Source organism: Leptospira yanagawae serovar Saopaulo str. Sao Paulo = ATCC 700523 (assembly GCF_000332475.2).
In the GTDB taxonomy this organism is placed as follows: domain Bacteria; phylum Spirochaetota; class Leptospiria; order Leptospirales; family Leptospiraceae; genus Leptospira_A; species Leptospira_A yanagawae.
This window is the reverse complement of the sequence record NZ_AOGX02000008.1, coordinates 130,341-154,938: the sequence shown is the minus strand read 5'-3', so window position 1 is coordinate 154,938 and position 24,598 is coordinate 130,341. Positions and strand designations below refer to the sequence as shown.

Annotated in this window: 25 protein-coding genes and 1 tRNA gene; 9 read left to right on the top strand and 17 right to left on the bottom strand. The window is 40.1% G+C overall.

The genetic code is table 11. From position 1 onward, the window contains the following. Positions 1-12: 12 nt before the first annotated feature. The 9 genes from dut to rimP form a co-directional block, all read right to left on the bottom strand. A complete protein-coding gene (dut, locus tag LEP1GSC202_RS01225; RefSeq protein ID WP_015675776.1) occupies positions 13-462 on the bottom strand; it encodes a dUTP diphosphatase in 450 nt (149 codons plus the stop codon). 128 nt (positions 463-590) lie between these two features. Then, complete coding sequence (locus LEP1GSC202_RS01220) at positions 591-1,877, bottom strand: M16 family metallopeptidase (RefSeq protein ID WP_015675932.1); 1,287 nt, start codon at positions 1,875-1,877, stop codon at positions 591-593. A 37-nt stretch (positions 1,878-1,914) separates the two neighbouring features. Further along, entirely contained in the window at positions 1,915-4,005 is a 2,091-nt protein-coding gene (gene pnp, locus LEP1GSC202_RS01215; RefSeq protein WP_015675839.1) for a polyribonucleotide nucleotidyltransferase, read from the bottom strand. A 5-nt stretch (positions 4,006-4,010) separates the two neighbouring features. Beyond that, positions 4,011-4,277 (bottom strand): 30S ribosomal protein S15, encoded by a 267-nt coding sequence (gene rpsO, locus LEP1GSC202_RS01210; RefSeq protein WP_002973902.1) that lies wholly within the window; start codon positions 4,275-4,277, stop codon positions 4,011-4,013. Between the two features lie 26 nt (positions 4,278-4,303). After that, entirely contained in the window at positions 4,304-5,233 is a 930-nt protein-coding gene (gene truB, locus LEP1GSC202_RS01205) for a tRNA pseudouridine(55) synthase TruB (RefSeq protein WP_015675720.1), read from the bottom strand. A 141-nt stretch (positions 5,234-5,374) separates the two neighbouring features. Beyond that, the gene (rbfA, locus tag LEP1GSC202_RS01200) at positions 5,375-5,863 is read right to left on the bottom strand and encodes a 30S ribosome-binding factor RbfA (RefSeq protein WP_015675865.1); all 489 of its coding nucleotides are present in this window, start codon (positions 5,861-5,863) and stop codon (positions 5,375-5,377) included. A 10-nt stretch (positions 5,864-5,873) separates the two neighbouring features. After that, positions 5,874-8,585, bottom strand: coding sequence for a translation initiation factor IF-2 (infB, locus tag LEP1GSC202_RS01195; RefSeq protein WP_015675995.1), 2,712 nt, complete (start codon positions 8,583-8,585; stop codon positions 5,874-5,876). A 15-nt stretch (positions 8,586-8,600) separates the two neighbouring features. Continuing rightward, positions 8,601-10,001 (bottom strand): transcription termination factor NusA, encoded by a 1,401-nt coding sequence (gene nusA / locus LEP1GSC202_RS01190; RefSeq protein WP_015675767.1) that lies wholly within the window; start codon positions 9,999-10,001, stop codon positions 8,601-8,603. A gap of 4 nt (positions 10,002-10,005) precedes the next feature. Then, positions 10,006-10,494: a ribosome maturation factor RimP gene (rimP, locus tag LEP1GSC202_RS01185; protein WP_015675866.1), complete on the bottom strand. Its 489-nt coding sequence runs from the start codon at positions 10,492-10,494 to the stop codon at positions 10,006-10,008. A 132-nt stretch (positions 10,495-10,626) separates the two neighbouring features. Between rimP and LEP1GSC202_RS01180 the strand changes: the two genes are divergently transcribed. The 3 genes from LEP1GSC202_RS01180 to LEP1GSC202_RS01170 are packed head-to-tail and all read left to right on the top strand — an operon-like array spanning position 10,627 to position 13,844. Then, entirely contained in the window at positions 10,627-11,733 is a 1,107-nt protein-coding gene (locus LEP1GSC202_RS01180) for an LIC_12708 family protein (protein ID WP_015675971.1), read from the top strand. Next, positions 11,734-13,233 (top strand): NAD(P)H-hydrate epimerase, encoded by a 1,500-nt coding sequence (locus LEP1GSC202_RS01175; protein ID WP_015675716.1) that lies wholly within the window; start codon positions 11,734-11,736, stop codon positions 13,231-13,233. Beyond that, positions 13,233-13,844: a hypothetical protein gene (locus LEP1GSC202_RS01170; protein ID WP_015675931.1), complete on the top strand. Its 612-nt coding sequence runs from the start codon at positions 13,233-13,235 to the stop codon at positions 13,842-13,844. Before LEP1GSC202_RS01175 ends, LEP1GSC202_RS01170 begins: the two co-directional genes overlap by 1 nt. Here the strand turns inward: LEP1GSC202_RS01170 and LEP1GSC202_RS01165 are convergent. The 5 genes from LEP1GSC202_RS01165 to LEP1GSC202_RS01145 form a co-directional block, all read right to left on the bottom strand. Further along, entirely contained in the window at positions 13,835-14,248 is a 414-nt protein-coding gene (locus LEP1GSC202_RS01165; protein ID WP_015675811.1) for a DUF1398 domain-containing protein, read from the bottom strand. The two genes, LEP1GSC202_RS01170 and LEP1GSC202_RS01165, sit on opposite strands and share 10 nt — an antisense overlap. A 10-nt stretch (positions 14,249-14,258) precedes the next feature. After that, positions 14,259-14,729, bottom strand: a complete 471-nt coding sequence (locus LEP1GSC202_RS01160; RefSeq protein WP_039927817.1) for a MarR family winged helix-turn-helix transcriptional regulator — start codon at positions 14,727-14,729, stop codon at positions 14,259-14,261. A 158-nt stretch (positions 14,730-14,887) separates the two neighbouring features. Further along, entirely contained in the window at positions 14,888-15,628 is a 741-nt protein-coding gene (locus tag LEP1GSC202_RS01155) for a polyphosphate kinase 2 (RefSeq protein ID WP_015675956.1), read from the bottom strand. Further along, complete coding sequence (locus LEP1GSC202_RS01150) at positions 15,625-16,380, bottom strand: polyphosphate kinase 2 family protein (protein WP_039927816.1); 756 nt, start codon at positions 16,378-16,380, stop codon at positions 15,625-15,627. The genes LEP1GSC202_RS01155 and LEP1GSC202_RS01150 overlap by 4 nt, the downstream gene beginning before the upstream one ends. A gap of 44 nt (positions 16,381-16,424) precedes the next feature. Next, positions 16,425-16,781, bottom strand: coding sequence for an HIT family protein (locus tag LEP1GSC202_RS01145; RefSeq protein WP_015675840.1), 357 nt, complete (start codon positions 16,779-16,781; stop codon positions 16,425-16,427). Positions 16,782-16,813: 32 nt separating this feature from the next. On the opposite strand from LEP1GSC202_RS01145, the gene LEP1GSC202_RS01140 reads away from it, so the two are divergent. From LEP1GSC202_RS01140 to LEP1GSC202_RS01115, 4 genes are all read left to right on the top strand, one after another. Next, the gene (locus LEP1GSC202_RS01140; protein ID WP_039927815.1) at positions 16,814-17,656 is read left to right on the top strand and encodes a hypothetical protein; all 843 of its coding nucleotides are present in this window, start codon (positions 16,814-16,816) and stop codon (positions 17,654-17,656) included. 19 nt (positions 17,657-17,675) lie between these two features. Beyond that, positions 17,676-17,750, top strand: a tRNA-Arg gene (locus tag LEP1GSC202_RS01135). 734 nt (positions 17,751-18,484) lie between these two features. Beyond that, on the top strand, positions 18,485-18,676 hold the full coding sequence (locus LEP1GSC202_RS01120) for a hypothetical protein (protein ID WP_015675895.1): 192 nt from the start codon (positions 18,485-18,487) through the stop codon (positions 18,674-18,676). Between the two features lie 153 nt (positions 18,677-18,829). Then, the gene (locus tag LEP1GSC202_RS01115) at positions 18,830-19,456 is read left to right on the top strand and encodes a TetR/AcrR family transcriptional regulator (RefSeq protein WP_015675888.1); all 627 of its coding nucleotides are present in this window, start codon (positions 18,830-18,832) and stop codon (positions 19,454-19,456) included. Positions 19,457-19,529: 73 nt separating this feature from the next. Here LEP1GSC202_RS01115 and LEP1GSC202_RS19395 read toward each other — a convergent pair whose 3' ends face one another. Next, entirely contained in the window at positions 19,530-20,015 is a 486-nt protein-coding gene (locus LEP1GSC202_RS19395; protein ID WP_015675824.1) for an RDD family protein, read from the bottom strand. A gap of 173 nt (positions 20,016-20,188) precedes the next feature. Beyond that, the gene (locus LEP1GSC202_RS01105) at positions 20,189-20,824 is read right to left on the bottom strand and encodes a hypothetical protein (protein WP_015675707.1); all 636 of its coding nucleotides are present in this window, start codon (positions 20,822-20,824) and stop codon (positions 20,189-20,191) included. A gap of 66 nt (positions 20,825-20,890) precedes the next feature. Between LEP1GSC202_RS01105 and LEP1GSC202_RS01100 the strand changes: the two genes are divergently transcribed. Continuing rightward, positions 20,891-22,849 (top strand): 7TM diverse intracellular signaling domain-containing protein, encoded by a 1,959-nt coding sequence (locus LEP1GSC202_RS01100; protein WP_039927807.1) that lies wholly within the window; start codon positions 20,891-20,893, stop codon positions 22,847-22,849. Then, positions 22,836-23,477 carry a response regulator transcription factor gene (locus LEP1GSC202_RS01095; protein ID WP_039927804.1) on the top strand — a complete coding sequence of 214 codons (642 nt, stop codon included), beginning with the start codon at positions 22,836-22,838 and terminating at the stop codon, positions 23,475-23,477. Before LEP1GSC202_RS01100 ends, LEP1GSC202_RS01095 begins: the two co-directional genes overlap by 14 nt. A gap of 37 nt (positions 23,478-23,514) precedes the next feature. Here the strand turns inward: LEP1GSC202_RS01095 and LEP1GSC202_RS01090 are convergent, their stop codons facing one another. Further along, the gene (locus tag LEP1GSC202_RS01090) at positions 23,515-24,513 is read right to left on the bottom strand and encodes a hypothetical protein (protein WP_156825323.1); all 999 of its coding nucleotides are present in this window, start codon (positions 24,511-24,513) and stop codon (positions 23,515-23,517) included. Positions 24,514-24,598: the final 85 nt, after the last annotated feature.

Below are 24,598 nucleotides of genomic sequence, written 5' to 3'. Positions count from 1 at the left end.
TTTGTTTATGTCTTATTTTCCCGTGCTACCAAACCCACCCGACCCGCGAGCCGTATCTCCGAGTTTTGGAACCAACTGAACCGAAAGTTTTGCTACCTTTTGGAAAACAATTTGTGCCACACGGGTTCCTGGTTCTAAAACGAAGTCCTCTCCACTCAAATTGAGGAGTGGGATGAGGACCTCACCCCGGTAGTCTGAGTCAATTGTCCCCGGGCTATTGGGCATCATGATGCGGTGTTTTGTCGAAAACCCACTCCTAGGACGGATTTGCCCCTCATACCCTTCGGGGATCGCCATGGCAAGTCCCGTCGGGACAAATACCACTTCTCCTTTTGGAAGGATTAGGTTTTCGGTAAGGCAAGCAGAGAGGTCCATTCCGGCTGAACCTTCCGTTTTGTATTCTGGGACAACTGCCCCCTCTTTAAGGATTTGGATTTGGAGATGGGTGTGTGGTTCTACCATAAAGTCCTTTTGCAAAACATTAAATTTTGAATGTCCTAAATCAAAACGTTTGATTCAGATTCCATTGAAAGGCGAAGAAACAAACGCATCTGATTCATCCTTCACTTGAACCGATTCAATTGAATTCGTTATCCACCAAATTGCACTGGGATTTTGGCAAATTGGCTTTCTGTCATATCCCCAACACAAGACAAATGCACCTTGTCCAAACCAAACATCTCTTTGGCGGCATGATTGATTTCATCCAAGGTCACAGACTTAATTGCCTTCATTCGGTCTTCGAGTGAAAAATACTGCCCATAATAGATTTCCTGTAGACCAATATTATTCATTCTGTTTTCAGGAAGTTCATACCCGATGGCAATGGAACCCATTTGATTGGATTTGGCATCAGCAAGTTCCGATTTGGAAAATCCATGTTTTGTGATGAGTTCGAGTTCCTTCAGTATGAGTTCTACACAACGGGCAGCCTTCTCCTTCGATGTCGCCGAAGAGATGGAAAAAAGCCCGGTAGTTTTGTAGTAGGAAGGGAAACTATAAATGCTATAACAGAGACCTTCCTTTTCACGGATGTTTTGGAAAAGCCTGGAAGCCATCCCTCCACCGAGAATGGTAGAGATAAGACCGGAAACCGTTACCGTTCGGTAGTCCCTTTGTTTTCCATTCACTCCTAACATGATATGAAACTGTTCAATTTTACGGCGTTCCAAATGCTTCGAATAACTTTTTTTAGGTGCCGGGATGATGAGTTCTGTCGGAGTTTTTCCCTTAGGATTTTCAAACGAAAAGTATTTTTTGGTAAGATCGAGTACCTTCTCCCAGGTGAAATTCCCTGAAACAGAGATCACCATATTCTTAGGGAAATAATGTTTTTCAAAAAATTTTCGAATGGAATTTTCCGTTACTCCCGTTACCGATTTTTTGGTGCCAATGATATCACGGCCGTAAGGTGAATTCCTAAAGATATTACGAAAGTAATAATCATATACAAAATCATCGGGGGCATCTTCATACGAACGCATTTCTTCCATGATGACACCTTTTTCTGTTTGGATGTCTTCTTTTCGAAAGAGCGGCCGGAATAACATATCGGATAAAATTTCAAACGCAAGCTCTGCTTGGTTTTTGATGGCAACTACATAGTACTGTGTGTATTCGCGGCCTGTAGAACCATTTAAGATCCCACCCACTCGCTCAATGGACTCAGCGATTTCTTTACTTGTGCGAGTTTCTGTGTCTTTAAAGAGCATATGCTCTAAAAAGTGAAAGTAACCATGTTCGGAATTGGTTTCGGCTAAACTGCCTTGCTTTAAAAAAACACCCACCCCCATAGAGGATGCGTGTTTCATAGGTTGGAAAAGAACCGTAAGACCATTTGGCAATACAGTTCGTTTGCATTCAATGACGGGTGCCATTTGGTTCACTCCCCCCAAACAATTGTTTGGGGACTGTTTAGTTGTCTAAAAGGACATCCTTTCTCGAAAGATCAATTTTTCCCATTTTATCAACAGAAATCACTTTCACTTTGATTTTTTCCCCTTCGGAAACAATATCACGGACAGATTGAACTCGTTTCACATCTAGTTTGGAGATGTGGCAAAGCCCTTCTTTTCCAGGTAAAATTTCCACAAAGGCACCAAAGTCAGCGATTCGTTTGATGACACCTTCGTAGATTTTTCCTACTTCGATTTCTTCAAAGATTCCATCGATCATGGCGATTGCTTTTTCTTTCGACTCTTCACTTGGAGAGGCAATGGTTACCTTTCCTGAATCATCTACAGAAATTTCGGAACCTGATTGTTCGATGATGGCACGGATCATTTTCCCACCTGGGCCAATGAGCTCACCAATGCGATCTTTTGGTATTTGTTTTTGTGTGATGCGAGGAGCGTTTTCGCTAAGGTTTCCCTTCACAGAAGAAATGGCTTTGTTCATTTCACCAAGGATATGGTCACGACCAACTTCCGCTTGTTCAATGGCCTTTTGTAACACTTCCAAACCAAGTCCGTTGACTTTAAGGTCCATTTGGAAGGCAGTGATCCCTTTTTTGGTCCCTGCTAGTTTAAAGTCCATATCGCCAAAGTGGTCTTCGATCCCCGCAATGTCAGACAACACTGCAAAACGGCCTTTTTCATCACTGAAAAGTCCCATCGCAATCCCAGACACAGGACCAGAAATCGGTACTCCGCCTGCCATTAACGCTAAGGTTCCTGAACAAACAGATGCCATAGAAGAAGATCCATTGGATTCTAAAATTTCAGATACAAGCCGAATCACATATGGAAACTCGGTTTGTGTCGGAAGGACTTTTTTGATGGCACGTTCTGCTAAGTTCCCGTGACCAATTTCACGCCTTCCAGGACCTGAGTTACGCCTTACCTCACCTACGGAAAACGCAGGGAAGTTGTAGTGTAACATAAAGTTCTTTTCTTTGGAACCTTCGAGTGTTTCGTATCTTTGGTTATCAGAAGTGGTTCCGAGTGTCATCACCCCAAGAGACTGTGTTTGTCCTCTTGTGAAAACAGCAGATCCATGTGGTCCAGGAAGAACATCGATTTCACAAGAAATTTTACGAATCTCGTCAGTTTTACGACCGTCAAAACGAATTCCTTCACCTAATACAAGTTCGCGGACGACTTCGTATTCCAATTCATGAAGGAAATGTTTGATTTCTTTGGATCTGTCTTCGGGAGCTAGTAAGGTTTTAAAATGTTCAACCGTTTCTTTGTTAATGGCTTTGATGTCGTCATTACGTTTTGCTTTGTCTGCATTTTTGTTGGCAGCAGTCAAACGATCGAATGCGAATTCACGGATTTTAGCATGGAGTTCTTTGTCAGGAGCCTTTAAAACAACTTCCTTTTTAACAGTTCCATTTTTCTTCGCCAACTCTTCTTGCATGGCAACGGCAATTTTCAATTGCTCTTGTGCAAAACGAAGGGCAGCCATCATATCCTCTTTGGAGATTTCACTTGCTTCCCCTTCAATCATAACGATGGCATCTTTTGTTCCCGCAACCACTAAGTCCAGATCCGATTTTGTGATCTCTTCGTTAGTAGGGTTCAGAACAAACTCTCCACCGATACGACCAATGCGAGCACCAGCAATTGGGCCTGCAAAAGGAATCGAAGAAACAGAAAGTGCCGCCGAAGCTGCGTTAATCGCATGGCCTTGTACAGATACTTGTTTGTCTGCAGATAAAACTTGGACAAGAAGTTGGACTTCCGAGAAGTAACCTTCTGGGAACATAGGACGGATGGGACGATCTAGAATGCGGGAAAGTAGTACTTCGTGTTCAGCAGGTTTTGCTTCTCGTTTGAAGTATCCACCAGGGAAACGACCTACGGAGTAAGCCTTCTCTGTGTATTCGCAAGTAAGTGGGAAAAAATCTTGTCCTTCTTTTGGTTCCTCTGCGGCACAAACAGTGGCAAGCAGGACCAAATTTCCGGTTTTGTATACAACCGACCCGTGAGCTTGTTTCGCCCACTTGCCGGTCTCTAGGGTAATAGAATCTCTACCCCAAACACCAGTGTACTCTGTAGCCATAGGAATTACTTCCTAAGGCCGAGTTTTTCAATCAGCTTTTTATAACTTTCTAAGTTGGAACGTTTTAGGTATTCCAATAAACTCTTTCTCTGGTTCACCATTGCGATTAATCCGCGGCGAGAGTGGAAGTCCTTCTTGTTCGCTTTGAAGTGTTCCGTAAGGTCTTTGATACGAGAGTCGAGAAGAGCGATTTGTACTTCTGCAGAACCTGAGTCGTTTGGTTTGCTACCGAAAGTAGCAATGATCTGCTGTTTTTGTTCTTTTGTGATCATAACAGTATCCAGATTTTAAGAAGGACTCATTTAGAAAACATAATTTTTGCAGAAGGGTCAAAAAATACTTTTCTGTACCGGTAAGGAATATGGTCCGGTTTTCCATCGTAAGAACACCAGGCAAGGATTGTGGTTTCATCTCTGTCGATGATATAAAACCCATTTTCGTCTGCTTTTGGGAGTTTGTCCCAGATGTAACCTCCATGGATCACTGCTTTTTTTTCCATTTCATCCACGATGCGAAGGGGTAGAGGGAACACTTCTTTCCAACCCTTCAAATCCAAAAAGGTAATCTGATCCAAGGGTTTGGCACCGGTTAGACCATACTCTCCAATGGATTCTCGGACAAGCCTTCCAAGCGAAAGTGGGATCCCCCATTTCTCGGAGAGGTCGAGGACAATTTTTCGGATGTATGTCCCAGAACTCACATGGATGCGAAACGAAAATCCAACCTCTGTGAATTGGATGTCCTGTACCGAATGGATGGTGATCGCACGTTCCTTTTCTTCCACCACCGTCCCTTCTCGGAAAAGGTCAGATTGCCGTTTCCCACCGACTTTCAAAGCCGAGATTTTAGGTGCTTTTTGGGTTGTGAGTGTGGTTAGAGTTTGTAGTTCTGTTTCCAATCTTTCCATGGGAAAGCGAGAAGGGAAGATTGGTAGGAAAGAGTCGCGGTGATCCATTTCCACAACCCCTTCGGGGTCACCTGAATCCGTGCGAAGTCCCACAATCACCTCTGCCAAATAGGTTTTGTCTTTTCCAAGGAATACTTGGGAGAAAGCAGTGTAATCCCCGCAAGGTAAGATGAGTAGTCCTTCGGCAAACCGGTCGAGAGTTCCCGTATGCCCCACCGATTTTTGACCGAGCAACCGTTTCGTTTTCAAAACCAAATCGGAACTCGTAATCCCAGGTGGTTTGTAGACAAATAAAAATCCTGATTGATAAGGTTTTGCCATCTGCGGTCACCAAACAAACTTTAGATGGCTATTGTGATTTTTTCCAAATTTCATCGAAATCAACCTTTTGATACGTAGAGTTATCCTTGAAAAGAGTGCTTTTTAACCCCACTCCCAAGTTCAATCCTTCGATTTTCCGGTTTAGTTTTCCTTTTCAGAAACTTCGCCGTCTGCATCTGAGGATTTGTGATCGGCATCTTCGTCATCGCGAACATCCCCTTCATGAAAATCCGTATCTTTGTTCTCTTCTTCCTGTTCCTCTGGATGGAGTTCTTCAAATAAAGTTTTAGGAGCCGATTCATCAATGAGTCGGTTCACCTCTAAACTTTTGATGTAGTGATTGTCCCAGACAAAACTAAACTTTGGGTTGGTATGAAGGTGAAGATTTTTCCCAACAAGGGAAGATAAAAATCCCGCACAGGACACAAGTCCTTGTGTGAGTTTTTTCCTTTCGTTATTATTACAAAGGGCAGTGAAGTAAACCTTTGCATACTTTAAGTCTTCGCTGATTTCAATGCGATGGAAACTTGGCAAAAAGACCCGGGGGTCTTTTACCTTTCCTTCCAAAATCGCAGAGGAGATAAGGCGAATGATCTCCGATTCGAGTTTTTTCATTCGAATGGGATTCATTTAGGCCGCCTTACAGTTTACGAGCAATCTCGCGAATCTCGTATGCTTCGATCTCATCACCCACTGAGAAGTCATTGAAACCATCTAGTAAGATACCACATTCAAACCCAGTGAGGACATCAGCCACATCGTCTTTCATACGTTTGAGGTTTTTGATTTTCCCTTCCCAAGTGATCTCACCTGTTTCACTAGAAACCACTCGAACATACGCTTGTTTGGTCACCTTACCGGATTTCACCATACAACCTGCAATGTTCCCCACTTTGGAAATTTTGAATACGTCACGTATTTCCACTTTTCCAATGATGTTTTCCACTTTTTCAGGTTCGAGCATTCCTTCCATGGAAGCTTTCACTTCGTTCACGACATCATAGATGATGCTGTAGTATTTGATTTCGACTTTTTCTTTCTCTGCAAGTGAAACTGTTTTTGGGTTCGCACGAGTATGGAAACCAATCACAATCGCATTCGATGCGGAAGCTAAGATGATATCGGAATCAACAATTGCACCGGTTCCCGCATGGATCACATTCAAACGAACATCTGCCGTCGAAAGTTTTTCGAGTGCTTCTTTCACCGCTTCTGTAGAACCACGAACGTCAGCTTTGATGATGACTTTGAGTTCTTTCAATGCACCTTGTTTGATGATCTCACTCATATTGTCGAGTGTCACACGAGTGGCAGCATTTTTCGATTGGCCAAGTCTTTCATAATCTTGACGGCTATGAGAGATGGTTCTTGCTTCCTTGTCATCGATCACGACATCAAATGGAGCTCCGGCATCTGGAACACCATCAAGACCCGTCACAAGTGCTGGAAAGGATGGACCTGCTTCTTTGATGGAACGACCAAGGTCATCATACATGGCACGAACACGACCAGCATGGACTCCCGCTACAAAGGCATCACCCACACGGAGAGTTCCGTTTTGGATGAGAACCGTTGCCACAGCACCACGACCTGGATCGAGTTTTGCTTCCACAATGGTTCCTTTTGCTTTTCGTTTTGGATTGGCTTTGTGATCAAGGAGTTCTGCTTGGATGATTAACATCTCAAGTAGTTTATCAATTCCAATATTACTTTTTGCTGATATATCACAGAAGATGGTAGTTCCACCCCATTCTTCTGGTTGTAAGCCATAATTAGAAAGTTCTTGTCTCACCTTTTCTGGGTTTGCTGCTGGTAAGTCAATTTTGTTCACCGCAACAATGATCGGAACTTCTGCTTCTTTGGCATGGTTGATCGCTTCTATGGTTTGAGGCATGACCCCATCATCAGCGGCAACAACTAATACAACGATATCCGTAACGGATGCACCACGTGCTCTCATCGAAGTGAAGGCTTCGTGACCTGGTGTATCGAGGAAGGCAATTTTTCCGCGTTCCGTCTCTACTTGGTAGGCACCAATGTGCTGAGTGATCCCACCCGATTCCCCTTCTGCCACTCGGGAAGACCGAATCGTATCGAGGAGTTTGGTTTTACCATGGTCAACGTGACCCATAATGGTAACGACTGGTGGACGAGTGATGTAATCTTCTGGTGCGTCTTTTTCTTCTTCAATGACAGTTTCGTCATAAAGGGAAACAATTTTCACCTTACAGCCGTAATCGTCAGCAAGGATCGATGCCGTTTCCGCATCGATTACATTATTGATTGTCACCATCATCCCCATCTTCATGAGTTTACTAATCACTTCCCCTGGTTTCAGGTTTAGTTTTTTCGCGATCTCACCCACTTGGATGTTTTCTAAAATAGAGATTTCTTTTGGAACTGCAGCAAGTGCTGCAGCTTGTGCTTTTTGTTTGCGAAAGGATTGTTTGAAAAACTTTGTGTTTTCGTTTTCTTCCCTTCCACCTTTTTCTTTATCAAAAACTTTCTTTTTGGCTCCACCTGGACCACCTGCACCCGGAAGTCCTCCTGGAGGGGCACCGAAAGGAGCATCACCGGGAGGTCTTCCACCACCACCTGGGCCGCCTTGTCCAATGGGTCTTGCTCCACGGTTTCCCTGGTAACCACCGGGACCACCTTGTCCTGGACCTCGATTCCCTTGGTATCCACCACCTGGGCCACCTTGTCCTGGACCTCGATTTCCTTGGTATCCACCTGGACCGCCTTGCCCTGGGCCACGATTGCCTTGGTAACCGCCGCCTTGTCCTGGGCCACGATTGCCTTGGTAACCGCCGCCTTGTCCTGGGCCACGGTTGCCTTGGTAACCGCCACTTTGCCCCTCTGGCCTTTGTGGGCGCGGGGTTGTTGGTCGGCTAACGATTGGATTGCGGTCTTCTTTTCTAAAATAACCTTGGTTTCCACCACCTTGCCCTCCACCAGAACGATAGTTAGGTGAAGATGTGTCGCCTGATAGGATGGATTCCGGTTTTCGGTCCATTGGTGGTTTTTCTCTTTCTGATTGAGGAAGAGGTTCCGATTTCCGTTCTGGTCTCGAAACAATCGGAGATGCTTGGGAAGGAGCTTGAGGACCTGATCCTAGACCTTGTCGTTTCGCTTCTTCCCGAATCAGTTCGTTTAAATCCTTTTTTTTGTCCGCACTAGGAGTCGAAGGTTGTTTCACTTCTGCCGCAGCTTTAGGCTCTTGGTTCCCGGAACTGGATTCTTTTTTCTCATCAGAAGGGGCAGCTTTCTTTTTGATGACAAGTTTTTTCTTGGTTTTGTCACCGCTGGCTCCCTGCTGGAGGGTTTCTTTAATCGATTTTTGCTCTTCCATATTATGCCTTAAAACTTAACCCTCTTCTACCCATTCGATTGACTCACGTAACAGACGTAAAATTTGTTCTGCCGTGGTTTTTCCGATTCCGGAAATTTTCGAAAGTTCTTCCTGGCTGAACTCAAGCAGGGTTTCCACATTTTTGATCCCACCAGCCTCCAAAAGGCCAACAATCCTCGGTGTGAGACCTGGGATTTCAGAGAGAGGTGTGTATCCAGAATCTTCTTCTTCCTCTTCTCCACTAGACTCGTTGTAACCGTCTTCCGATTCTTCCATTGCTTCTTGCTGGGCATTGAAGAGTCGGTCCAATTTTTCGCGTGCCTCAGGAGACGCGAGTTCTTGGTTGTATTGTGAAACAGTTTTGATATCAATTTTGAATCCCGATAGTTGGGAAACTAGTTTTACATTGGAACCATTGATCCCAATCGCAAGGGATAACGATTCATCAGGAACAATGACAAGGGCATCTCCCCGTTTTCTGTCCACATGGACTTCCACTGGTTTTGCAGGAGAGATGGCATTGGCGATAAAAACACTTGGTTCATCTGAGTGAAGGACAATGTCGATCCTTTCGTTTCCCAGTTCTCTTACGATGGCTTGGATCCGAACCCCTTTCATTCCCACGCAAGCTCCCACCGGATCCACATCAGACTTACTTGTGGTCACTACCACCTTCGTTCTGTAAGACGGAATTCGTGCCACATCGCGGATTTCCACTATGCCATCATACACTTCCGGAATTTCCATTTCGAAAAGTTTTTTAACAAAGTCACCAGACGCACGGGAAAGTGTGATGACTGGCATTGGTTCACGAGGTCTCAACTCAACACGAGAGATGATGGCTTTTAGACGGTCACCTTGGCGGTACTTTTCACCAGGGTTTTGGTCTTTTTTTAACATGATGCCTTCTACTTTTCCAAGGTCAATGGACATGATGTCCTTTTTCCAACGTTGGAAGTACCCATGTGTGAGTTCTCCTTCTTTGGATTTGTATTCTTGGTAGAGTAATTCTTTTTCCATATCGCGGAGGCGTTGGAATACCATTTGTTTTGCTTGGCTCGAGAGGACCCGAGACAAGTCTTGTGGTTTTTCAAACACTCGGATTTGGCTTCCCACTTCGATCTTTGGATCAATCTTTTGTGCATCTTCCAAAGAAACTTCAAGAGGGTTTGTTGTTTTTTCTGCTACGACATCGCGTAACACAGAGATGATGATTTCATTTTTATTATCAGAGCCAAATTCAACTTGGCAGCGGTCATCCGTTTCCGCTTCTAAACCGACTTTTTTGCGATATGCGGCAAGGAGGGAGTCGCGGATGACACCGAGTACGAGTTCTCTATCAAGAGATTTGTCCTGACAGAATTGTTGGATGGCTTCGAATAGCCCAGTTTCTTTCGTTGCTTGTTTTGTCGCCATAGTCTTAAATTTCTAAATACAAATTTCCCTTTCGTATTTCTGCGATGGGCATAGATACCGATTTTTGGTTCTTTTTGTGTCGAGTTTTACGATCGTAAAGCGTAAGCTCAACGGAATCCCCCGAAACCGGTCCCAAACGATACAATCGTTTGTCCCATTTCCCTGATTCCAGCGGCACTTCTAGTTTTGCTAAAAGTCCTTGGAAACGAATTAAATCCTCCGGCAAACGTAAAACACGTTCTGCTCCCGCGGAGGAGACTTGGAGAGTGAAATCAAATTCCTCTCCCCATTGGTCCAGCTCCTCTTTGAGTCTCCTAGACACAGTCTCACAGTCTTCCAAACTAGCAGAGCCAGTTTTATCTGTGAGATGATCCAGTTCAATCTCAATGAGGGCGTGGTTTTTCCGATTCTGTACTTGGAGCGAAAAAAGCGCTAGAGGTGGAGCGAGAACTCGTAAAATCAGTTCTCTGATGTTTTCCTCGGTATATACCAAACCATATCCAAAGATTCCAATAGGAATCTGTATAAGAGACCAAAGCTCATGCTAAAATTTAGCACGTCTCTAGACAGGCTAGGAAAAGCGAGTTGTCCTGTAAATAAAAAATTAGGGAATGGATGTTGCACCATGAGAACCCTTACCATCGGCCTCCTACTCTTTGTTTCCATTTCCTGTTTGCGTTTCCGAGTGGAGAACCTAAAAGAAGAAATCCTCTTCCGAATCCCACTGGGAGCTACCAATGAAACCTTTGAAGGTGTGGTGGTGAACCAAGTATTGACCAACGTTCCCTTAACCATCCCCACTTCTTCTAATATTTCAGCTCTTGCTGACAATAAACAGTCGGTGATCAAACTTTTTGATCGGAATGGCAGATTGGATGCCACCATCGGGAATCCAGATTTTAAATCGGTTGCAGGAATCCCCCACTACCCCTTTCGTTTTGGTGGGATCGGCATTGTGGCCATGAATGAAGACGGCGACCTTGTGGTCCAAAACCGAATTTCTTCCAAGGGAATGGAACTCCCCCCCGGCCAGGAGAACTTATACAAAACCTATAGTGGTGCGTTTTCCACCCAAGGGACAACTGTGTTACCTTCCTTTTTAGTGCAAATCACACAAAAAGGTGTCGTGAAATTTATGTTAGGGGCATCGGGAAAAAACTCGGAACCGTTTCGATACATTGAATCCATTATGCCAGGGGAAGGTGATAAATTATTCGTTTACCACCGCATAGCAGAAGAGATGCGACTCTCTTATTTTGAGGAAGGAGAACTCAAAGGAAATTTAAAAGAATCCGCATTGGATGTTTTTAATACAAATGATGCAAAAGAATACGATATCACTTTGGATAAACTCATTCCACATCCTGAAGGAGATTATGTTCTTGGTTCCTTTAGTTATGATTCCAAAAAAGACAAACGATTTAAATTTCGTAGGATTTACCGTTTCCAATTCGATTCAAAAAATTATGAACTCTTAAAAGAAATACAAGATCCTTCCGAAATTTTATTTTCCATTCGAAACAATGGTGAGTTCTACATTTGGGAAACTGAAGATGGCGGAAACTCAGTTCGACTGCAAGTTCATGACAAAGAAGGAAACCACATCAACAACAAACGGATTCCTTTTTCCAGTCCCCGCGGACAGTGGAGAGAAACGTATACGGATGCCTTCGATACCATTTATTCCGTACGCATTCGCTCTGGTGCCTTAGAAGTGTACCGCTGGATTTAAATGAAACAAATTCCACTTTTTACAAGTGATGAATCCAAACAAATGGATTCATTGGCCATAACAAAACTCGGTTTTTCCGAACAAACACTAATGGGGATGGCCGCCTTATCGGTGTTTAATGCCAATGAAGACCTATGGAATACAGCAGAATCCATATGGATTGTTTGTGGTTCGGGAGGAAATGGCGGAGATGGTTATGCATTAGCCCATTTCCTTTACCAAGAAGGGTATTCGGTTCGCGTTTTTCAAACATCACCAAACAAAAACGAAGCGGGAAAATACTATGAATCGCTTGTAATCACCACTCTTGGAAAGATTGGCAGTATCATTGACTTCCAAAACGAAACGAAACATACTAAAGAAGACTCCGTTTTACTTGTAGATGCACTTCTTGGAACAGGATTTAAGTCCCCTCTCTCAAAAGAATTGCAACGTATCGTGGAAACCATTAACGACTCTCGCGTCTTTTTTTACCGACTCTCACTGGATTCCCCAAGTGGTTGGGATCCTTATAACCTTGGGCCCGAAGGAAAAGATTCCCAGCATTATGTGTACGCCGATTCGATTGAGGAACTGGGTACCCGTAAATGGGAAAATGTAGGTTTTATCTATGAAAAGGACAATGTAATCCCTAGGTACTTTGAATCAATTGGGTTTCCCATCCGTACCCACCTAACAGAATCAAATTTTTCCAAAAAATATTATTATGAAAAAGAACCTGAAAAAGCCATCCAAGTTTTGAAACGAAAAAACAAAGCACATAAATACAGTGTTGGTTCTGCTTTATTTTTCGGAGGTTCGGAAGGAATGGAAGGAGCAATCCTTTTATCTGAAAAAGCTTTTTCTAGGTTGGGTGGCGGAATTTCAAAAATTTATTCTCCATCAAAAAAAATCACACAACTTGCGCTAGGTGATGATTTATCTAAAATGGCTCTTAGTGCTGATTTCGAATCCGCTTTAGCCGATCCTTTTTTGACTAAAACGAAAACCATATTGATCGGCCCAGGCCTACAAAACTATCCAAAAGGTCTTGCTGGATGGAATTTAGAACCAGGTAAAACTTGTATTTTGGATGCGGGAGCCATTCCAGATTCCGGCACCAAACTTCCTATAGGTGACCGTATCCTCCTTACTCCACATGTGGGTGAGTTAAATCGACTTACGGGTAAAATCCATCATTCCATCCAAGAAGCCTATGAAAGCCTGATTCCATTTACCAAAAGTCATCATGTTTATGTATTAGTAAAATCTTTTGTGAGCCTACTTGTTTGTCCAGATGGATCGTCGTATATTTGGGAGTCACCCAATCCGAAACTTGCGACCATGGGAACGGGAGATTTACTTTCGGGAATCCTAACCAGGTATTTTAGTTTGGATTTGGATCTTTCCATTCCAGAAGTTGTTTTACTTGCCCTTTCCTTTTTGGACAATTCAAAACAATTGGAAGAACCGTATCCTTCTGCACACGAAATCCTCACATCACTTGTGGAGACATTGTAATGGGAAAAGGATACCACTCACGTTCACCAGAAGAGTTTCGTGATTATCTAAAACAAATTAACGACAAACACAAAAAAACGAGATGGAGACAAATTGTCCTTCTCATTGATTTGGTTCTTGTTGTCCTTATTTTTTATATTGGATTCAAAGCGCTAAACCCAGGAAGTTTTCAGAATAGCACAAAGTCCGACAAACAAGTCGTAGATGGATATCCAATGTATTTGAGTTTGTCCAGAGAGGAAGACCCAACTTACCAAGGGTATTTTTTATTTATAGAAAATAACACAAAATCGGAAATCAAAGTTCCAAACCCAAATTGGAAATCAGAGTTTCGGATCAAAACCAGGAATGGAATTTTGTGTTTTTCGGAACCGATCCCTTGGGAAGAAAGAACCCTTCCTTCCCAAACAAATGGTTTTTTGTACCATTCTGTTTCGAAGGAAAAATGGAAAACTCTCGTACCAGATTGCCGAAAAGAAATTTTTGATGAAGAAGCTTCGATCTTTCGATCTAAATTTCGATCTCTTGATTTAGGTTTTTATGCACAAGTGGTTCTTCAATCAAGTGACAGAACCTATACCTTCCAAATCAAACAAAAACCCTATAAATAAACTTCCGGGTATTCCTCTAAATAACTTTCTCCGTTTACGCCGTAATAAACAACTTTTCTCTCATTCAAATGGGCTTCGTAGCCAACAACTCCTGCATCCCATGCAGCTTGCAAAAATTCAGGGAACGTGCTCCCTCCTTCCTGGTCTTTTCGAAGGGCCTTAATTAAAAGATCTTTTTGGAAAACGGGAATTTCATGTATTCCTGTGACAAGAGGGGTTCCTTGTTGGACAACCGAGCCACCTTGCATCAAATAAACGGACTGGCACGAAGGTAAGGTCCAACGGTTCATGAGAACTCCTGCTTGCCTTAACACTTCTGCAAGGACTGGAAATCCTCCAATCTTTGGTCGGATGGACATCGCATACTTTTGTGCTTCGGTTAGTTTTGTGATTAAACTAGTCATTGTCTTTGCCTCATTCAATTGGATTTGTATTTAGTTTGTGTAAGTTTGTGAGTTTGATTAAAATCTTCCGGATTTCTTTTTTTTCCGTTGGTGTCAGCATTGAAAAAAAGAACTCATCATTCTCATCTGCGATCTTTGCAAGTTTTGGAACAAGTATCCTTCCCGGTTTCGTGAGTTTGATTTCTTGGTATCGACGGTCAACTGAACCTTCCTCTCTACTCACAAGCTTTTTCTGTAACAACCGATCGATGAGTTTCGAAACAGCGCCCCGACTAAGGCCCGTAAACTCCGCCACTCCACTTGGAGACGTATTGTTTGGATTGGCATACATTTCTCTTAAAATCACCCATTCCGCAACTGTAACATCCAAACTGGTAAGTTTTTTTGCAAAAGAGTGAGAAACTGCATTTGATACCACCCGCAGATGGTATCCCAAATGTGATTTTAGGTGGCTTGGTTCTAGGTTCGCCTCAGATGTCATCAATCCAATAATAGTTTCCCAGGAAACTGTTGTCAATGAAACTATTTTGCAAAATCTGTAATGACCCGATTTTTTTTATCTATCCCCAAAAAAGTTGGAATCTTCTGAACCGTAAAAAAATGAACCTTACATAGGTTAATTGTTTCCCGTAGCAACATTCATTCTAATTCGTCAATTAAGCGTTTCACCACTGCTTCCATCACCATCACTCGTGCAAAGTATTTGTCATTGGCAGGAACTAAATGCCAAGGGGCTTTGGGAGAATCCGTTTTTTGGAACATTTCATTGGCTGCATCTTCATATAATTGCCATTTGTCACGGTTACGCCAATCTTCGTCCGTTAGTTTCCAACGTCGGAGCGGATCGTTTTTACGCATTTCAAATCGAGCCAGCTGTTCTTCCGAACTGATATGCAACCAAAACTTGATGATGATGGTGCCAAAACTTTGGAGTTGTTCTTCGAATAAAAAGATTTCTTCGTAGGCACGTGACCACTCCGATTCATTGGCAAATCCTTCCACTCGTTCCACAAGCACTCGCCCATAATAAGAACGATCAAAAATTCCTATATGACCTATTTTAGGTATTCGATTCCAAAACCTCCAAAGATAATGGTGTTTGATTTCTTCCTCATTTGGAGCTGCAATATGATGGACTTCAAATAAACGTGGATCGATTTCGGAAGTGAGTCGGCGAATCGCTCCCCCCTTGCCCGCTGCATCCCAACCTTCAAATACAATTAACACAGGTTTGTTTTTCGCTTTTGTTAGAAAGGTTAAATCTCTGATTTTATTTTTTAATCCTTTCATTTGGATTTGGTATTCATCACTTGGAATCGAAATATTAAGATCGAGTTGTTTTAAATTTAGAACTTTGGATTGAATGAGGTTATGTTTCATGGGATAAGTTCCATTCCTCGTTGGATCATTTGTAAATTTGCTTTTGAATCATAGTTTAACGTTCGTTCTAAACTTTCTAAAATGGCTTCAAAAACAAGTAGTTTGGTATCATCTTTATGATCACTAGAAATCACAATCCATGGAGAATCAATTGTCCGTGAAGAACTTAAGATCGAATCAAAAATTCCGAAATACCGTTTGTAATGTTCGCCTTGGTCTTTGTCATACGCAGAAAGTTCCCACTCCTTTTTCTTTTTTTTGGCATCTTCCAATCGTTTCTTTTGTTCTTTTTTGGATAGATGGAAAAAGAATTTATGAACGATGATTTTATCTTTCGATAAAATGCGTTCCGTATTGAGAATTGATAACAACCTGTGATCGTATTCTGCTAAACTTATTTTCTTCTGCGATCTAAGATACGCCAAACGACTATAATATGTGTTCAAGTAAAAAAGAAATTCACCATATCGAGGTAACACTTTCCAAAAGTTCCATAAAAATGGATACCCTCGATCCTCTGATTGGTCTACATAAGGAGAATGTACTTTAAATTTTCTTGGGTCGAGGCGGATGGTTAAGGACTGTAAGATGGAACCTTTTCCAGATGAAGCAAACCCTTCGAGTATAAAGATGTGAGCGATCTTTTGGCGTCCACTTTCTCTTTGTAAAAGAAAAAAACGTTCTTGCAAGCTACCCAATTCCTCTAACGAGGAATTGGGAATTTGGTTTGTGGGATGTCGGTCTAAAATCACAAACCAAAATGCTATGGAGTTTTTTTACAACCTCCAAGCATTTTTTACATTGGTTTTGGAAATCCTGGCCCGGTGGCCTTGGCAATGTGTTCGATTCCCGGGGTTTGCCCCGCGTATCTGGGAATGAGATGGACATGCAAATGCGGAACACGTTCGGCAATAGCAGTCATGTACATCTTCTCTGGATGGTAACCTTCCACAATCTCTGTCCCTTTATGGAGTGCTTTGCCATACGATTCAAATTGTTCGAGTGTTAATTGGTGCCAAAATTCGACATGACGTTTCGCTTCTAAATAAAGATAACCTTCGAGGTTTTGGTTTGCTTTTCTTATAATCCAAAATTCATTTTCATAAAGGATTTCTTCGGGATTTTTATGTGCTTCACAGATGGGACAAGTCATAAATAGACTCCAGATTGCCGATACAGAATATGATGAGAATTTATATTTTTATTTTCCTTGTCTCTCTCTTTTCTATGGTTACACCTTCCGAGGCAGTGGCACCAAAAATGGAACAAGACCCACTCACAGAAATTCTCCTCACTTTGTCCGAAGTAGTTTTTTCCGATCCATTCCAAAAAGAGGAAATCGAAATCAAAAAAAGGATTTTGGAAACAAACCAAGCTGAAGTTCGACAACTTCGCATCCGCATCAAAAACTCTCTAAAACAGAATCAAATCACAAAGGATAACCTTACCTCTTCCAAAGAGAAACGTGAAACTTGGGCATCTGATTTAGAACAAATTGGAAATTTAGGTGGGATCCTTTGGAAAGAAGACCGTGGTACCATTTTCCAATGGGGGGATTGGTCTGATTTTTACGAAGATGGTTTTAGCAAAGAGAAACTTCGATTGGAAGGGCAAATCCCATCCTTTGTTTATGAAGGTGGTACCATCTATTTTTTTATTAAAAACCCACCAGGTTCTTTTCCGATCCACCTTGCTTTCATTGGTTGGGAGGCAACATTTTATGCCTTTGGTGATGAAGGATCCTTACGGTACACAAACGACTTTCATTTGGATCCATCGGAACGATTAGGTGATTTCAGAAAGAACTTTGATGCCATTCGGAAAAAAATAGCAGGTTCCAGTCTTTTCCAAGTGAATGATTTAACTGTTTTCCTGATTCCAGGAAAACCAAAACCGATCTATTATGTATTTCTATTTTTAAGATTTCTTCTTGTCATTTGGACAATTTTACTTTTCTCCTATATCGTACGAATGAGTTTTTCTTTTTCAAAAAATCATTTGCCCAAGGATAGCCTCCCCCTATCCTGACATTACATCCCTCAAGCATGCCCTGGTAGTTCAACGGATAGAACATCGGTCTTCGGAACCGACAGTGGGGGTTCGATTCCCTCCTGGGGCACCAGTTAAAAATCCAAAACAAAGTCCAACTAACAAAAACAAATCGGGAATCGAACAGTTTTGTGAACCAAAACGTTGCGACCCATAGGGAGCAATGTTTTGGATAAGCCGACCTGGATGGGAGGCGACGAACAAAACCGTGCCTCGGAGCGCAGACAACACAGGATGTGTTGGCAGCGGAGAGGGCGATTCCCTCCTGGGGCACCAGTTAAAAATCCAAAACAAAGTCCAACTAACAAAAACAAATCGGGAATCGAACAGTTTTGTGAACCAAAACGTTGCGACCCATAGGGAGCAATGTTTTGGATAAGCCGACCTGGATGGGAGGCGACGAACAAAACCGTGCCTCGGAGCGCAGACAACACAGGATGTGTTGGCAGCGGAGAGGGCGATTCCCTCCTGGGGCACCAGTTAAAAATCCAAAACAAAGTCCAACTAACAAAAACAAATCGGAATCGAACAGTTTTGTGAACCAAAACGTTGCGACCCATAGGGAGCAATGTTTTGGATAAGCCGACCTGGATGGGAGGCGACGAACAAAACCGTGCCTCGGAGCGCAGACAACACAGGATGTGTTGGCAGCGGAGAGGGCGATTCCCTCCTGGGGCACCAGTCAAAAATCCAAAACCAAGTCCAACTAACAAAAACAAATCTTAAAAAAAGAATTGATTATCCTATACCAATTGGGATATTTTATTTTATATTGTATACCATTTGATATACAATATAAACGGAAAAATGAATCGAAACCCAAAACCTACCAAAAAGGGAATTTTAGATCAAAAAAAGAAAATTTTGTTAGAAAAATTGTCTACTGCATTAGAAATCAACAACATGGAAACGTTGCCTAATTTGGTTACGATTGCAAAAATCTTAAATATACAAACATATGAATTAAAAAAATTATTTAAAAATAAGAATATTTTGTAAAAAGATCTTTATCTTTTTACAAAAAAAAACCTTTCTCAAAAACACAATCGGAAGTTGAAATTGAAATCTAAAAATACCGTTCCACTCCATAATATAATTGAAAATGATTTTGTGATTTCCTATTATCTTTGGATTTATTAAACGATAGAATTTATGCCAAGACCAGAAGGTAGTAAAAACGAAGACTATGAAGTGAAAAGAAATAAAATTCTGGAATCACTCTTTCAAAAATTAGTCCAAAAAAAATTCAGAGAATTTCCTAGTTTTAGAAATGTTGCGAAGTTATTGAATGTTTCTCCACCAACTTTGAAACACTATTTTCAAAACCGAAATGGAGTCATGACAGCCCTACTCACCCACATCAAAAGCAAAGGCGAATCTTATTTAGAAAAAATATTGGTACCAGAAGGAAATGGAAAAGAATCAATTCATAAATTACTCCAATACATTACAAGTGGTTTTGAAGCGGGTCCAGTAGGAACAATCCATCAATTCGGATTGGCACATGGCATGGGCGAAAAAGAACTTGGACCATCATATTTGGTCCATTTATTCGAACCATTATTCGATGCTGTTGAACGAAGATTGATCCTACACCAGAGACAAAATGAATTGATCGAATGTGAACCTAGAGTCGCAGCTTTATTTTTAATCTCTCCCTTATTTTTGGTTTTATTACACCAAAAAAAATTAGGTGGTCACAAAGTAAGACCACTCAACATTGAAGCCTATTTAAAGAGCCATACTGATATTTTCTGGAAAACGTTTGCAAAAACATGAAAATGCAATAGTCCCAACAATTTCAGAAATTGATTCATTTTATTTTTTAAGGATAAAGTGAATCAAGCCGTAATTAGGACTTATGAACATTCACAACAATGGTTTTAGCAATTCGATCATGGAAACATTGCCTTCTATTTGAGAAAATCAAAATCGCATCAAACAAAAAAAAGATTAAACCTAAAATGGGTATATGAAATAATAATGCTGGCACAATTTGCCTTAGCATAATCAGACGATCAGTTGACATCATTGCTCCAGATTCATCTACGATTTTAATTTTCATCATTTTTTTCCCTATGGTTTGTCCTTCCTTTTCTAAAAAGTACAAATTGATCACAAACGGGATCAATATAAAAAACAAACATATTCCCGTGAGATAAATTGTGCTGAATTGGTTTTCCGTAGGAATGAAAACATTGATCACCAATATAACAAATAAAACGAAAAATCCACTGCCATAAATGAATACGATGTCAATGCATGCAGCGAAAAATCTTTGTAAGGGTGTCGCCAAGGTAACACCATAGGGTAAATATAAATTTCCAAATTGTGCCATAAGCTAAATCAGGTCATATACTTCACAAATTGACAACCAGATATTCGGAAGGTATCCTCATTCAAGTAAAAATATGCCTGTTATTTTCAAACAGGCTTTAAAGGAAAAAGATGCATAGAAAAAGAACGAACGAATATGAACTTTAAATTTTAATATTATATCTCGAATAAAATTTATTTATAAACATTATTACAATCGATCAATTGTTGGTATTTCGTACTTTCTGGTGGCCATGCAGTGGAATAACGTTTGAAATAAACATTTGTGTATTTTTGTCCATCATACACTTGCTCATAATATGTAGATGCAACAAAACACTCTCCATTGGGTCGCTTCATCGCAACAACTCCTGCAAATCCTCTCGCTATGATGATCCCACTGATCTCATGACGGATCGGACTAAAAGACTTGGACACAATCACTGCCCTCATACTCGTCAACTTTTCTTCAGAGAAAGCGGCAGAATATGCTTCTAACATTTGTTTGGATAAATTAGGATCAACCATTCCAGCAGGTGGCATTTTTATCGTTTTTGCCATCTCGATTGATTTTGCATCTTTTTCATTTTGGATTTTTTGATCCTCAAGTGCTTCTGCTTCTTTTTCACGTTTGTATTCCGCTTGTTTTCGTCTTCCAAATTCATTGGCAACTTCCCGACAAGGGATTTCTGGCATACCCAAACTTTTACAGTTTTCTAATCGTTCTTCTACTTCGCTATCACTTAAGGTCGATAAAGAAGCACAGTTAACAACCAAGGAAAAGAAAAAACTAAACATTAGAATGAATCGATATTTTGATAAAATAAACATTGAAATCCTCAAACTTGATCCTTTAACAATATCAGAAATCGTTGTGAAACACAATCGCCAGTATTGGTGACAAAAGAGAAAAGAATTCTCACCAAAATTGGTGAGATTCTATTTTTTGAAAGGAAACAATTTCTAGACAAAGTTTCAAAGGATTCTATCTATTCAAATACTGTGATTTTGCGTTTCATTGTATTCTTTAGTTTAGTCCTTTCGAATTGTACACAAGTGACAGTTCAGGCACAAAAAGGAATTTTTGATTTAGAAAACCAATTGTATAATCGTGTGATTCCTTTAAATGGAGAGTGGGAATTTTATCCAAACCGAAGATTAAACTCTATAAAAGAGGATTTAAAACTTTTCGTTGAAATGCCTTCTCTCTGGACCACTGATCCAGGACTTCCAGGGGAAGGATTTGGTGTATACCAATTAAGAATCAAAAACATTCCTAATGTACTGATCGGTTTACACATACCGGAAATGTATTCATCCTATAATGTATACATCAATGATCAATTGGTAACAAAGAGCGGTCATGTCGCCAACACAAAAGAAGAAGTGATCCCATCCTTTAATCGAAATGTCATACAACTAAACACAAATTCCAATGAATTCAAATTATCCATTGAAGTTGCAAATTTCCATTTTCCGCGAGGTGGAATACCATCTTCCTTACACATCGGAGAATACAAAGACATAGTAGGTTACAGAGAAAATGGCATTGCGGAATCCGTATTCCTATCTGGCGCTGCTTTTATACTTGGATTTTATCATATCATTGCCTTCTTAATTTTTAGAAAGGATAAACCCTTTTTATTTTTCGGATTTTTCTGCCTGAATTTATCATTAAGACCATTGCTTATCAACGAACAATACTTAGTGGAAACATTACCGATTATTTCCTGGGAGAATTGGCAAAAAATAGAATTTCTGAATTTTTTAGCGCTGTTACCATTCTTTTATCATTTTATCCGTGTCTCATATTCAAAAGAACCACAAAAGATTTTTTCAAAATTTTTAAATGTTATCTTTATATCACTTTCTTTACTCGTAATTTTTACTCCTCCTATTATATTTGCTAATATTCCAATTCCCGTTTATATTTTGATTGGTGCGGCAGTCGTCGAGTTATCCATACTACTCGTTCGCGAAATCAAAAAAGGAGACAAAGGCGCAAAAGTAGTTTTCCTTCTCTTTCTATTTCTTGCAGTTGTTGTTCTGATTGAAATCTTAATTGAAAGAAATATTATAAAAGGAGTCGATTTTATAGAAGTACCCGGTTTTATCATATTTTTATTGTCACAAGCATATGTTTTATCCCTTCATACGGAAAAATTACGTAAGGAAAAAACTGAAGCGGAAACAGAAATCTTAAATCAAAAAAGGAAAAACATTAGATTAGAACTATCCTTATCAAATGAAAGAGAGAGAATCGTCACCGACTTACATGACCATTTAGGCGCAAGGTTAACGGATTTAAGTTTAAAAATTGATAACTTAAAACCAAATAACCAATTGAGCGAAAAAGAGATCGAAACACTAAAAATTGATGTTAAAAAATGTTTTCAAAGTTTTCGAGATACAATCTACGATAATGACGATTTCCGAATTATGGCAGAGGATTATATGTATGGTTTGCAACTTAATCTTACGAGAAGGTATGCCAACGCAAATAGAAAACTCAGATTTCATACAACTGAATCCACAAGTCAAAATTTCCAAAAAATTGAAGAAGAGGAAATTAAAAGAAATTTGTATGCCATTACTGTCGAAATTGCAACAAATGATTTGAAGTATGGTTCTAATACTACCAATTGGAGTTTTATTTTGGAGAATCATGTTTTACAAGTGAACATGAACGTGGAAACAAAATTTTCACAATCCAGAGATATTTCGATAGGAAGTAAATCGATTCAAAAAAGACTTCAATCAATGAATGCAAATTTTTCCGAGTTCATAGAAAACAATACTTACTCCATCCAATTTCAAATCCCAATTCATAGTTTGATCCAAAATGAAAAAAAATAATGTGTTAAAACTTGGTTTGGTTGAGAATCAATTCGAATTTCAAATTTCATTTGAAGTCAAAACAAAAGAATTAAATACTCCGATTCGGCTGGAAACCTGGTCCTCCGCTGAGGATTTCTTGAAACACGGCAAAAAAGCAAATCTTGACTTATTGTTTGTTGATATCCGTTTGCCTCAAATGGATGGTATCGAACTGATCCGAATCATTTCGGAAGAGATTCCCGATTTAAAAACAGCCGCTCTGACAATTGCTGATTCAGAAGAAACTATTTTTGCAGCATTACGAGCAGGCGCACTTGGTTATCTATTAAAATCGGAACTCTCTGATTTAAATCATATTATCACAACCATTATGAATGGAGGCGCTATGATCACGCCAACCATTGCCTTGAGAATGATCAATTCCTTTCGCACACCGTATGAAAAATCAGAGTTTGAATTAACAAATCGTGAAAAACAAGTTTTACTTGAAATCGCTTCTGGTTTATCCATCCATGAAGCAGGCAAAAGATTAGGAATTAGCGACAATACACTCAATACTCACCTAAAAACGATATATCGAAAATTGAGAGTTCGAAACCGAGTGCAACTGATCGAACGAGCCAGGAAATTAGGTTTTATCAATTAACCGAATTTCAAAATCATAACTCACTGCTAAACATTTTTTACTTTTGTTTGAATAGATCTGCTATCAAACGAGGAGAGGCCACAACTTTTATTTGGTTTACTTCGCTTTTTGCAATTACTGTTTTTGATCCATCTTCCCACTCGATTTCAATTTTATCCATAAAAAGAAATAATGAATTTGGTCGAGGGTTTCGATTGGCAAATAAAATATTTTTGCTAAAACTCGCTGGAAAAACAATTTCTTCGTTTTCTACAATTTCATAAACATCGTTTGGACTCTTTGTTAAACTATTTGTAGAGGTTAAATGGTATTTTATTTTTGTCATTGTCTTAAATGAGTTATTGAATATTTGAATGATGACATCTTTTCCGGTTCCAAAACTAAAATTATTTTTTTGAGCATAAAAATCAATCGTTGCAAAATCATTCAAAATGACAGAGTATTTTTGAGGATTTTCAATTAATGGTTTTAACTTCTTTTTTGTTACATCGATTTCAGACAACATCGTATCATATTCTTTAGATAATTTACCTTCAGCTTCTTCTAATGCGAGTCGATTGCCATCTTCTGGTGACTTATCTCCAAAAAAAGGACTAATCAAAATCAAAGGCAACCAAGCATATTCTCTTTTACGAATGTCTTGTTCAATGGGCTTCCGTTTATCGAAAAAATAAGGACTTGTAACGGATAAACGAACTGTCTCTACCGCGTCATAATAGCATGGAATCAGTGTGATCGTTAAAATACTCAATAAACATAAAAATGGCGAATTGTTGCTTTTATACTTTCTTTTTTCTTCAATTCCAATTTTGAAAAAATCCGAATTCGGATCGTACAACAAACTTCCAATCTTTTGGCCAGGTTGTAACGAAAAAGAATTTTCATAAAAAAATGATTTCTGAGAGGCAGAGGATAACGAGGTTTTCGGTTTTAAATCAATGATCTGTTTGGATGGATTCGGAATTTTTTCATAAAAGGTTATGCAATTGATACAAAAAAATAGAAGGAGATATAGATAACTTTGGTTTGGTTTCATTTGGACTACACTTTTTAAAAAAGTTTTGCACAAATATTCTATGAATGTAAATAATTTTTTAACAATTTTATTTTTGATTACCTCA

Bases quoted from the DNA above. Each gene is read 5' to 3' on its own strand.
- infB (WP_015675995.1), bottom strand. From the start codon at position 8,585: ATGGAAGAGCAAAAATCGATTAAAGAAACCCTCCAGCAGGGAGCCAGC.
- LEP1GSC202_RS19395 (WP_015675824.1), bottom strand. From the start codon at position 20,015: ATGGCACAATTTGGAAATTTATATTTACCCTATGGTGTTACCTTGGCG.
- LEP1GSC202_RS01120 (WP_015675895.1), top strand. From the start codon at position 18,485: ATGAATCGAAACCCAAAACCTACCAAAAAGGGAATTTTAGATCAAAAA.
- truB (WP_015675720.1), bottom strand. From the start codon at position 5,233: ATGGCAAAACCTTATCAATCAGGATTTTTATTTGTCTACAAACCACCT.
- LEP1GSC202_RS01160 (WP_039927817.1), bottom strand. From the start codon at position 14,729: ATGACATCTGAGGCGAACCTAGAACCAAGCCACCTAAAATCACATTTG.
- LEP1GSC202_RS01155 (WP_015675956.1), bottom strand. From the start codon at position 15,628: ATGAAACATAACCTCATTCAATCCAAAGTTCTAAATTTAAAACAACTC.
- dut (WP_015675776.1), bottom strand. From the start codon at position 462: ATGGTAGAACCACACACCCATCTCCAAATCCAAATCCTTAAAGAGGGG.
- rpsO (WP_002973902.1), bottom strand. From the start codon at position 4,277: ATGATCACAAAAGAACAAAAACAGCAGATCATTGCTACTTTCGGTAGC.
- LEP1GSC202_RS01175 (WP_015675716.1), top strand. From the start codon at position 11,734: ATGAAACAAATTCCACTTTTTACAAGTGATGAATCCAAACAAATGGAT.
- nusA (WP_015675767.1), bottom strand. From the start codon at position 10,001: ATGGCGACAAAACAAGCAACGAAAGAAACTGGGCTATTCGAAGCCATC.
- LEP1GSC202_RS01145 (WP_015675840.1), bottom strand. From the start codon at position 16,781: ATGACTTGTCCCATCTGTGAAGCACATAAAAATCCCGAAGAAATCCTT.
- LEP1GSC202_RS01105 (WP_015675707.1), bottom strand. From the start codon at position 20,824: ATGTTTATTTTATCAAAATATCGATTCATTCTAATGTTTAGTTTTTTC.
- LEP1GSC202_RS01165 (WP_015675811.1), bottom strand. From the start codon at position 14,248: ATGACTAGTTTAATCACAAAACTAACCGAAGCACAAAAGTATGCGATG.
- LEP1GSC202_RS01115 (WP_015675888.1), top strand. From the start codon at position 18,830: ATGCCAAGACCAGAAGGTAGTAAAAACGAAGACTATGAAGTGAAAAGA.
- pnp (WP_015675839.1), bottom strand. From the start codon at position 4,005: ATGGCTACAGAGTACACTGGTGTTTGGGGTAGAGATTCTATTACCCTA.
- LEP1GSC202_RS01170 (WP_015675931.1), top strand. From the start codon at position 13,233: ATGGGAAAAGGATACCACTCACGTTCACCAGAAGAGTTTCGTGATTAT.
- LEP1GSC202_RS01095 (WP_039927804.1), top strand. From the start codon at position 22,836: ATGAAAAAAAATAATGTGTTAAAACTTGGTTTGGTTGAGAATCAATTC.
- rbfA (WP_015675865.1), bottom strand. From the start codon at position 5,863: ATGAATCCCATTCGAATGAAAAAACTCGAATCGGAGATCATTCGCCTT.
- LEP1GSC202_RS01140 (WP_039927815.1), top strand. From the start codon at position 16,814: ATGAGAATTTATATTTTTATTTTCCTTGTCTCTCTCTTTTCTATGGTT.
- LEP1GSC202_RS01180 (WP_015675971.1), top strand. From the start codon at position 10,627: ATGAGAACCCTTACCATCGGCCTCCTACTCTTTGTTTCCATTTCCTGT.
- LEP1GSC202_RS01220 (WP_015675932.1), bottom strand. From the start codon at position 1,877: ATGGCACCCGTCATTGAATGCAAACGAACTGTATTGCCAAATGGTCTT.
- LEP1GSC202_RS01090 (WP_156825323.1), bottom strand. From the start codon at position 24,513: ATGAAACCAAACCAAAGTTATCTATATCTCCTTCTATTTTTTTGTATC.